Consider the following 3,762-nt stretch of genomic DNA (forward strand, 5'->3'; position numbering starts at 1 on the left):
CGCGCAGCGGAACAGAATGGCATAGACCACCGCCTTGTTCTGGAAAGCAATCTCTCTGGCCGGCGCCGGCAAGGTGAAGACGACGTGGAAGTATGGCACGGGAAGGAGTTCGGCTTGTCGCTCGGCAAGCCATTGCGCGCGCGCCGAGCCCTGGCACTTCGGGCAATGCCGATTGCGACAGGTAATGGGTGACGCCCATTAGCTGTCTTATGGGCAAAGCCGGTAATGGGGAGCTGGCGGCAATTTGATCGCGCTCCTGCACCAATCACCGCCAACCCCGCTCTCCATTACGAGGTACGCCTGAGGAGTTCGATCAGCTGGTCGGTGGGCTGGAAGACGCCGCGCCGCAGGTGGGGCGGCACGATCGCCTCCATTGCATCGAGCTTCTCGGTTGGATCACCGCGCGTGTAGACCTCGGTGGTCGTCAGCGTAGCGTGGCCCAGCCACAGCGACACCTTCCGGATGTCCCCGGTCGCTTGCAGAACGACCATCGCGCAGGTGTGCCTGAGCACGTGGGGCGAGACGCGTTTCTTGGCGAGACCGGGCTGCTTGCGAGCCGCAGTTGCGGCGTGCTGCCTGAGCAGATAGGCAAAACCCCATCGGCTCAGCGGCTCATTACGGGCGTTGACGAACACCTCGGGTGTCGCGACCTGCCCGCGGATGGCCAGCCAGGCACGCAGTGCAGCGGCCGCCGGCTTCCACAACGGCAGCGTCCGCTCCCGGCGTCCCTTGCCGAGCACGCGGATGCTCATCGAAGGCAGGTCGATGTCATCGACCTTGAGGCCCGTCAGCTCGGAGACACGCAGCCCTGCGCAGACGGCCACGTGCAGCATTGCGCGATCGCGGATGCCATCGCGTGTCGCCGGATCGGGAGCGTCGAGCACGGCTTGGAGCTCTTCGCGCAGAAGGTAGGGCACCAGGCGCGTGTCAGTTTTTTTGAACGGGATCGCGAGTACACGGCGGATCTGCTCGAGCGCCGCCGGCTGCCGGTACTCGAGGAAGCGGAAGAACGACTTGATCGCCGCCAGGCGAACGTTGCGCGTCACGGCCGCGTTTTTGCGCTCGTCCTCAAGATGCTCAAGGAAGGCGCTGACGAGCCCGGCATCGATCTGTTCGAGCGTCAGCGCCGATGGTTTGACCTTGAGCCGGTCGGCGGCGAACACGAACAGCAGCTGGAAGCTCGAGGCATAGGATTCCCTCGTGTGCCGGCTGGCGCCCCGCTGGCAAGCGACTGTGTCGCGCAGGAACGCCTCGATGAGGGGAGCGATCGGCGTCATGCTGACCTCCCTTCGGACATGAACGCTTCGCCGGCCATGGCGACATCGCGCCAGAGGTCGGGCGTGGCCTCGAGATACCAGTAGGTCGCATATATGTTGACGTGACCCATGTAGGTCGCGAGTGCCGCCATGTGCGCGCCGCACCGGCCTCGGCCGGTAGGGCTGCCTTGCAGCGCGCGCACCGCAAACGTGTGCCGTAGATCGTGCAGCCGAGGACGGCGAGCCGACGTCGATCTGATGCCAGCCTTGTCGACCAGCCTGTCGAAGGTCTCCTTGACGGCAATGTATCGTAGCGGCCGACCGCGCTTGTCGATGAAGACGGGATCATCGTCTGAGCCGGGCCCGCGACGTGCCAGGTATCGCTGCAAGCCGGCGGCCGCCGTGTCGTGCAGCGGCACCAGTCGCGTCTTGCGGAACTTGGTCTCGCGGATCAGCAGACCGTCGCGGGTCACGTCCGCGATCGTCAGCTTCAGGGCTTCGGAGATCCTGAGCCCGGTGGATGAGAGCAGCGCGATGAAGGTCGCTTGCGTGTGCGGGCGCAAGCCGCGCGTTGGCCGAAGCCGCAGCGCAGCTTCGACCAGCCGACTGATCTCGCCTGTCGTGTAGATGTGCGGCGTGCGACGCTTCTTGCGGGCCCCGAAGTGATTTGCCGGCGGCAGCTCGTGCCCGACGTCCTCCACCCGGACATGGCGTACGAAGCGACAGACGGCTCTGAGCCGTGCATCGCGTTGCGCGACGGATGGTCCGAGCGCGGCCCAGTCGATCGCCGTTTTTGTCTCGACGTACGTTTGTCCGCGCTCGGCTGCGAAGGCGGCAAAGCTCTTCAGCAGGTACTCCGCGGTCGACATCGCGAAGCCGGTGGTGCGGCGGAGCGCGAGATAGGTCTCGATGGCGTCGAGCATCAGAGCGCCTCCGGCCAGGGCTGAGCAACCTGCTTCAGCAGCGCGACGTCGGCCTTTGCGTAATAGGCCGTCGTGTCGATGCCGCGATGCCGAAGGACGAGGCCGATCTTGTCGAGCGGCACGCCATGGCGCAGCATCTCGGTCGCCGCGGTGTGCCGCAGAGCGTGGGCCCCTTTGACCGGCGCCACGATGTCGGCCCGCTTCATGATACGCTTCACCACCGACGAGATGCCGTCGCCTCGTCGGAATGGCCGGCACGGCGCGATCGTGCGCAGGAACAAGAGATCGTTCCGGCGGGTAGACGGCCGGCATTCGAGGTAGGCGGCGATCGCATCCCCGACGTCTTGCGGTAGCGGCAGCCGGACCTCGTAGCGCGACTTGCCGCAGACCCACAGCGATCCCGTTTGCCACTCGATATCCGCGAGACGCCGTTGTGCCACGTCACCGGCCCGCAGGCCGAGGCGCACCAACAAAAGTACGATCGCACGATCACGCCGGCGCCCACCGACGTCGCCGTCACAGGCAGCGATCAGCCGGTCGACCTGCTCGGTCGACAGATACCGGGGCATGTCGGCAAGCTGCCAATGAGCGTAGGCTGGAACGGCGCCGTCGAGACCTGCCTGACAACGGCCTGCGACTGCGAGATACCGCAGGAAGGCCCGCAGGCTCGTCGTCATCTTCTCGATCGTGCCACTCCCGCTATTGCTCGCCCGCTCCAGGAAGTAACTGCGGACATCGTTCGGCCTCCAGCCGGCCGGGTCAGATCGAAGCTCCATCATCAGGCCCGCGGCGTCGCGGGCGTAGAGCCTGACGGTGGCATCGGATGCGCCGCGGTGCTTGCGCAGCCACGTCTTGAAGTCGGCGACCAGCTGCGGCTCGGCGGGTGCTGCCCCCAGGGCCGCGGACCGGCAAAGGCCGAGCTCGACGAGGTGCCGACGAAAGAGCCTGGCACCGTAGATGGTGTGGTGGTTGCGCCGGCCGCCTTTGGCGCTGGACACCGGCAAGTGCGCAGGTGCTCGCCGAACGCGGCGAGATCAACGTCCGTCAGGCCCGCGCCTTGCTCGGCCATAACATGGCCGATGTGAGCCGCCGCTCGCAAATAGCGTGCCGCTGTCTCGGGGCCATAGCCCTGCCGCTCCAGCGCCGCTGCAAACCCCTCAAGGTAAGGCCCGCTCGGCCCACTGCGCAGATGCCCCAGCATCTTCGCTGCCGAGAAGTACGTCTCCAACATGTCCGTCTCCGTATGTGACCGGCCATCAGTGGCCGACCCAACGGGGCCGCACGGGCGACTTGTAATGGAGAGCTCGAGAGCGGCAATACACAGGAAAATACGGTGATCGCGATTGGCAGCTCCCCATTACCGGCTTTGCCCATAAGACAGCTAATGGGCGTCACCCATTACCTGCCGCAATCGGCATTGCCCGAAGTGCCAGGGCTCGGCGCGCGCGCAATGGCTTGCCGAGCGACAAGCCGAACTCCTTCCCGTGCCATACTTCCACGTCGTCTTCACCTTGCCGGCCCCCGCCGGAGAGATCGCCTTTCAGAACAAGGCCATCGTCTATGCCATCCTGTTCCGCTGCGCG

3 protein-coding genes and 2 pseudogenes are annotated in these 3,762 nt (G+C 65.8%); 1 reads left to right on the forward strand and 4 read right to left on the reverse strand.

What is annotated here, in order from left to right; all coding sequences use genetic code 11:
* The 4 genes and pseudogenes from I6F21_RS37285 to I6F21_RS37300 all read right to left on the reverse strand — a co-directional run.
* A pseudogene (locus I6F21_RS37285) lies at positions 1-183 on the reverse strand (transposase zinc-binding domain-containing protein); the annotation flags it as partial.
* A 104-nt stretch (positions 184-287) separates the two neighbouring features.
* Positions 288-1,277 (reverse strand): tyrosine-type recombinase/integrase, encoded by a 990-nt coding sequence (locus I6F21_RS37290; RefSeq protein WP_225184334.1) that lies wholly within the window; start codon positions 1,275-1,277, stop codon positions 288-290.
* A complete protein-coding gene (locus I6F21_RS37295; protein WP_225184335.1) occupies positions 1,274-2,179 on the reverse strand; it encodes a tyrosine-type recombinase/integrase in 906 nt (301 codons plus the stop codon). Before I6F21_RS37295 ends, I6F21_RS37290 begins: the two co-directional genes overlap by 4 nt.
* The gene (locus I6F21_RS37300) at positions 2,179-3,177 is read right to left on the reverse strand and encodes a tyrosine-type recombinase/integrase (protein ID WP_225184336.1); all 999 of its coding nucleotides are present in this window, start codon (positions 3,175-3,177) and stop codon (positions 2,179-2,181) included. The genes I6F21_RS37295 and I6F21_RS37300 overlap by 1 nt, the downstream gene beginning before the upstream one ends.
* 402 nt (positions 3,178-3,579) lie before the next feature.
* On the opposite strand from I6F21_RS37300, the pseudogene I6F21_RS37305 reads away from it, so the two are divergent.
* A pseudogene (locus tag I6F21_RS37305) lies at positions 3,580-3,762 on the forward strand (transposase zinc-binding domain-containing protein); the annotation flags it as partial.

The sequence above is a fragment of the Bradyrhizobium sp. NBAIM03 genome (assembly GCF_020194055.1).
GTDB lineage: Bacteria > Pseudomonadota > Alphaproteobacteria > Rhizobiales > Xanthobacteraceae > Bradyrhizobium > Bradyrhizobium yuanmingense.